This is a genomic window from Pseudoalteromonas sp. APC 3691 (assembly GCF_030408135.1).
Taxonomy (GTDB): Bacteria; Pseudomonadota; Gammaproteobacteria; order Enterobacterales; family Alteromonadaceae; genus Pseudoalteromonas.
The window spans coordinates 1-6,222 of the sequence record NZ_JASDCB010000109.1 but is presented as its reverse complement, the minus strand read 5'-3'; the positions used below and the strand labels follow the sequence as shown (position 1 = coordinate 6,222).

At 39.6% G+C, this 6,222-nt stretch carries 4 protein-coding genes and 2 pseudogenes; 5 read left to right on the top strand and 1 reads right to left on the bottom strand.

Annotated features, from left to right (window positions below; genetic code table 11):
* The 5 genes and pseudogenes from QL998_RS20005 to QL998_RS19985 form a co-directional block, all read left to right on the top strand.
* Positions 1-183 (top strand): annotated as a pseudogene (locus QL998_RS20005) (hypothetical protein); the annotation flags it as partial.
* 68 nt (positions 184-251) lie between these two features.
* On the top strand, positions 252-530 hold the full coding sequence (locus tag QL998_RS20000; RefSeq protein ID WP_290193350.1) for a hypothetical protein: 279 nt from the start codon (positions 252-254) through the stop codon (positions 528-530).
* A gap of 183 nt (positions 531-713) precedes the next feature.
* Positions 714-2,552 (top strand): DUF3578 domain-containing protein, encoded by a 1,839-nt coding sequence (locus QL998_RS19995; protein WP_290193349.1) that lies wholly within the window; start codon positions 714-716, stop codon positions 2,550-2,552.
* A gap of 37 nt (positions 2,553-2,589) precedes the next feature.
* Positions 2,590-4,935 (top strand): DUF2357 domain-containing protein, encoded by a 2,346-nt coding sequence (locus tag QL998_RS19990; RefSeq protein ID WP_290193348.1) that lies wholly within the window; start codon positions 2,590-2,592, stop codon positions 4,933-4,935.
* A gap of 122 nt (positions 4,936-5,057) precedes the next feature.
* Positions 5,058-6,098, top strand: coding sequence for a virulence RhuM family protein (locus QL998_RS19985; RefSeq protein ID WP_290193347.1), 1,041 nt, complete (start codon positions 5,058-5,060; stop codon positions 6,096-6,098).
* A gap of 27 nt (positions 6,099-6,125) precedes the next feature.
* Here QL998_RS19985 and QL998_RS19980 read toward each other — a convergent pair.
* Positions 6,126-6,222, bottom strand: a pseudogene (locus QL998_RS19980) (IS5/IS1182 family transposase); the annotation flags it as partial.

The window sequence follows — 6,222 nt, the reverse complement described above, 5'->3', positions numbered from 1 at the left end:
CCGGATAAAGTACCGTCTCTTCATTGGCTGTACTATAGTTTAGCGAAATTGGGAGGGTGGTATGACAGTAAAAGAAATGGTCGAGTTGGCGTAAAAGCACTCTGGAAGGGGTGGTTGAAATTAGCAGGAATGGTCGAATCTGCCGAATTGTTAATATCAATTCAGCAGACAGAAAAGTTGTGATCAAGAGACAGACCTATAACGAAGGAGAACCTTGGATTCCTGGCAGTAACAACTCTAAGGGAGAAAAGATGACAGCAACAGCCTTTTCAGTTGTTGTCAGTTTCTACTCAGCTAATCAAATTAAACAAACTAAACACTATGCGTCTGACTTTGGTTTTCCATATTGGAAATATAACCTTATGGTAGAAGTTCAAAAATTACCTGAATTTATTGCCCGAATAAAGACAGATATCGAAAATGGAATTTTATTACCTGAGAAAAGAGGCGTTGGGTTTGGTACGTCTGGTATCTTCTTCGAAACTAAAGGATCTTATAAAAATAGCTCTCGGATGGCTCTACTGATTTAAGGTCCTTGATTAATTTCTGGCGTCGAAACTCCTTTACCGTAAAGAAGATAGAAATTAGGTGTAGAGAATACTCGATAAATGGGTAAATTATGGATTATAAGATTGGTAGTTGAGAGTTATCATAAACAAAGATATCAGAATTAAAATGCCAAAAAACTCTTGATCTTAGTATAAAGGATAAATATGAATTTAAGACAACTTTTTACAGAAATTGCAAGTGGCTGGGAACAAGCTAAAAATGAGCAGTTTACTGGTCATCCAATAGCAACTTTACTAAGGCAAGATTTAATAAAAGCAATAGAGAAAAAGCTGCAATCCCCAACTAAGTTTTTGATAAAAGCAAGTGCTGGTGCTGGAAATTGGGCCGACGTACCTTGGCTTTCGATCCTCAACCCAGCAATAACAGAGTCAACACAGTCCGGTATTTATCCTGTTTATTTGTTTCGTTCAGACGGTAGTGGTATTTATCTCTCGCTGGGCTTTGGAACTACAGAGCTTAAAAAGCAATATGGTACAGCTCAGGCAAAACAGAAAGCAGAGGAGCTGCGCAATAGCATAAGGGGCTCAGATAATCGACTCAAAGATTGGGATCAGAAAGTTGATTTACGCTCTAGTACGACACTAGGTAAGTCTTATGAGTGGGCTTCAGCTGGCGCAAAATTTTACCCTTTAGACAATATGCCGGATGAAGTTACCCTTACTTATGACCTAAAAGAGCTATTAGATATTTATGCTGATGTATATTTAGAGACTAATCAGCATTCAAAACAGGTTGTTAGCAATGCACAGGTTTTACCGAAACCCTTCCTCCTTCTCGCTGGCATTTCAGGCACAGGTAAAACCCGTTTTGTGCGTGAGCAAGCAAAAACCTCTAAGCAGTTTTCAGAAACTTATTGTTTAACCTCAGTGCGTCCAGATTGGCATGAACCAAGTGACTTATTGGGGTATATTTCGCGGCTCACTCAAAATGGCAGCGCTGAATATATCACGACTGATGTATTAGATTTTATAGCTAAAGCATGGCGTGCAATTGCTGATAGCGGATTAAACGTGGAAGTGCGAGATAGTGACGAGCTAGGCGAGCGCTTAGTAGTAGCGGGCGAGCATGATGCGCTTGAACAGGTATTACCTTACTGGCTGTGCCTAGATGAAATGAACCTTGCGCCCGTTGAGCAGTATTTTGCCGATTATTTGTCGGTACTTGAAACTCGTGAATGGACTTGGACGGGTGACAGCTTTTCGTACAGTAGTGATGCGCTATTAAAACCCGCTACCATAAAAGCAGTCGCCAATAAAGAAAAGCTACGCGAAGCGCTGGGCTTTGGTAGCGCTGAGGATGGTAAGTACAACGAGCTTTGGGCGCTTATTTGCCAATATGGTTTAGGTATTCCGTTTAATTTGCTGGTGGCTGGTACAGTGAACATGGATGAAACTACTCATGGCTTTTCACGAAAGGTGATTGACCGTGCGCTTAGCTTTGATTTTGGTGAATTTTTCCCTAACGACTATGCAGACTTTTTTACCCCGACTAACCGTAATAAACGCCTTAGTTACCCTATTTGGTCAAACGCCAGTAAAACGGATTTAGCCAATACCTTTGATGTTGATGGCACTAAAACTGTAGCGTTTTTATCGGCGGTGAATGCGGTGCTAAAAAACACGCCGTTTGAATTGGCCTTCCGCGCTCTTAATGAATTACTACTTGCTGTTGCGAGTAGCCAGCCACAAGATGACCTAACTCTTAAAGCTGTTTGGGATGACTTTATGATGTGCAAAGTGCTTCCACGCATTGAAGGTGATGAGGATAAATTAGTAGGGCAGAACCAGCATAATATTTTAGAAACACTATTAAAAGTATTAGAAGAACAGTTGGCTGGGGCTTGGGAAAACGGTCGTCCAGATTTGTACCGTGAAAAGCTAGACCCAGAAGGTGAAACAATTACTGTGGATTGTCGCTCTAAGAAAAAACTAAGTTGGATGAATGATCAACTTGTGCGTGGCTTTACCTCTTTTTGGCCTTAAATAAACGGCACTTTTTAAACTTTGGCGGTAATGGACCATGGCTAAAAATATCGAATTGTTAAGCTATGAATATGATGACTTTGATATTCATGTATCTACTGATTGCTTAGATTCTCCTCGGAATAAATTAAAACGGACATATTTGTCGCGCTCTGTTGAGCTGCCAAAATATGACGAAATGCTTGTTTGGGTTGGCTCTCAGCCAATGTTGCCTAGCTTTGATAGTGAGGGGCCGCCACATATTCAACCGTTCTTTTTTGAAAACCGCCAATATAGATTTGAAATTGAATTTAATGACCATGTTGATAAAGACTCTTTTTCGGTTAATCACAAATATGCTTTGCTAGATCGAAGCTTTTTTGCTCATCCTAAACGAAAATCGTTAAATGCTGTGATTAATTTTGGCAATGATGTTGGGTTATGTCATTTTGAAATTAAATACAGTGTTAATGGGATTTGGCAATCTGTACCCGTCGCTTTTACAGTCTTTGCCACTAAAATGATACAAGCTCAAGATTTGAGCATTATGAACCATGAAATTGATCGTGTTTATCCGCTGTGGCGGTACAGTATTAGTGGAAAAACAACGCATACTCAAGGCAAATCAACTAGGCAACCAGAGAGATTTGAACTCTTTTGGTTAGCGCAATTTGAGCGCTTAGTTGACGAGTTTAATCAAGGTGTAAAAAGAGTATTAAACGCTGCGCATAATCGGTTGCAGTCTTATACTTTTGAGCAGAGTTTAGAGAGAGTAAATAAAAGGTTAGGGGCTAAGCAGGAGCAAAAAGCAAAAGAGTTAATAGCATCAAAACGTTCATCTCGAATTACTATTAAAAAGCAGCGCTTGAATATTGATACCCCAGAAAACCGCTTTATTAAAATGGTGCTTGCGAAAACTAAAGCGAACTTATCTCAGATACTATTAGAAATAAAAGCAGATAAAGATTCAAAAGTATCTAGTTCATTTATTAGAGAGTTAGACGCGTGGCGTACCCAAGTTGCTCAGTATACAAAACACGCGCTATGGCATGAGGTGGGTGATTATAAAGGGCAATATACCGAGTCTAAAGTGCTGCAAGAAGCAGCTGGTTATTCAAAAGTTTATAAAGTTTGGCAGCAATTGAAATACTACTTAAATGGAAGCTTTGGAGAAAGTCGTTTATCGATGAAGTCTGTTGCTGAAATTTATGAGATTTGGTGTTTTTTAGAGGTGAAGTCGATTATTGAATCTTTGGGCTTTAAACCACAAAAAAACACACTAAGCCATCTTAAACAAGTGCAGTTTGAGAAGCAATTTCCTAAGGATGAGATGGCTGCTGCTTTTGAATACAAACACGAAAGTGATGGTATGCAGATTGAGCTGGCGCATGAGCCTTCATTTACACCTAAAGGCTCAGCTAATCGAACTTGGCTTGCAAACCACCGTCCGGACATTGTGCTTCGTGTTACTTTGGAAAATGGAGAAGCTTTCTTTATTTTATTTGATGCAAAGTATCGTATAGATACCACACAGTTTGGTGGTAAAGATGCCGTACCTGAAGATGCTATAAATCAGATGCATAGATACCGTGATGCGATTATTCACCAACAGCATATTGAATATGAATTACCATTAAAAAGTCGTCCTGTTCTTGGGGCATTTGCTTTATTCCCTGGCTTTTTTCCAGAGCAAAAATCTGAACAAAACCCTTATGCCGAAGCTATTAATGAAATTGGTATTGGCGCATTTCCATTATTGCCAAGTGAGGGGAGTGAAGATTCCACTAATTATTGGATAAAAGAATATTTAGCTCAAAAACTAGGTAAAACGCGCAAGGCTTTGGAATACAAACAATCTTCGTCATATGATTATCATTTTGTTGAAGATGCTGCTCGTATTGCCCCTTTTGGCGTAAATGTGACTAGACATACTGGTTTGACATTTGTGGCACCAGTAAATGAGCTAGATCGTGATCAAACGTATTTGGAAAAAGCCAAAATAGGTAGTTTAAAGGGTTATCATACAAGGCTTATTGCGACTAATCGTCAAAATGTTCACAGAAATATTATGCGTGAAATACGTTACCTTGTACTCACTGTGCGCGACAGCACTCAAGATACAGAGCAATTAGGAAAGTATTTATATTCAGTGGCAAGCGTAAAGCTATTACCTAGGCGCGACATTGATAAGGAAATAACAGGAAAAGATAGTGATGCTCTCGAAAAATACTGGGTGTTTGAGTTTTCTGGTGCGCCAGTTCTTTTACCTAATACTATTACAAAGCCTTATGAAGAGCACTTCAACTTTAAACTAATTCAAGCAGAACGTTTACCTGATATTTCGCATTGGGGTGAGATTCAGGGTAATTTAGAGCTGTACAAAGATTTGAGTCCTATATGGTAAAAAACACCTAATAATCATGGCGTATTTGTTGGTGTATAACTCAACGGTGAGTTTAAAAAAGTGTCCGAAACCGTCGTGGCGTGAGAAGACTAGTTATATTAATTATGTAGAAGGTGAATTGAATGACAGAGTATATCCCTCAAGCTCCACAAGGAGAGTTTGTTCTTTTTACTAGCGCAGATGGTCAGACGCGTGTTGAATGTCGCTTTGAGTCAGATACCTTATGGCTATCTCAAGCGGTAATGGCAGAACTTTACGATAAAGATGTTCGTACTATAAATGAGCACCTGATCAATATATACAAGGAAAGTGAGCTTGTACAAAACGCAACTATCCGGAAATTCCGGATAGTTCGGTTAGAAGGTACTCGCCAGGTATCTCGCGAAATCGACCACTATAATATTGATGCGATTTTAGCCGTAGGCTACAGGGTTCGCTCACAACGAGGTACACAATTTAGACAATGGGCAACTAGGATATTAAAAGAGTATTTAGTTAAAGGATTTGCCATGGATGATGAGCGTTTGAAAAACCCTCCCGTGGGACAATCTGCCGTTCCTGACTACTTTGATGAGATGCTCGAACGCATTCGCGACATTCGAGCTAGTGAGCGACGTGTATATTTGCGGGCTAAAGAAATTTTTACAATGGCTGCCGACTATGAGCCCTCTAATCAAGAGACTAATCTCTTCTTTCAAACTATACAGAACAAGCTGCACTATGCCTGTACGCAGATGACGGCTGCTGAGCTTATTTCCACTCGTGTAAATGCTAATAAGCCAGATATGGGCTTAACCAGTTATAAAGGTGATGAAGTACGTAAAACAGACGTCACCGTCGCTAAAAATTATTTGTGGGAAGATGAAATTAAAGAACTGAATCGAATTGTGAATATGTGGCTTGATTTTGCAGAAGATCAAGCGCTACGACGCAAGCAAGTATTCTTACAAGATTGGGCTGATAAGCTGGATCAGTTTTTGAGCTTTAATGATCGTGAAGTTTTAAGCGGTGCAGGGACAATCTCTAAAAAAGCGGCAGATGATAAAGCAAAATTGGAGTTTGATAATTTTGCAAAGAGACGCCGCCGTTTGAAAGAAGCTGAGGGAGAAAATGCAAATATTTCTGCACTTAAAGCAATAGCTAATAAAGGCAAAAAAGACTAGGGGCTGTTGATCTTTGTAGTACATATATCAATCAGCCCACATTGGTAGCCACATCATAGTAAATGCTAAAGCGAGCATTGAATGATAATTTCGTTCAAGCTTTTCATACCGCGTGGCTATCCCT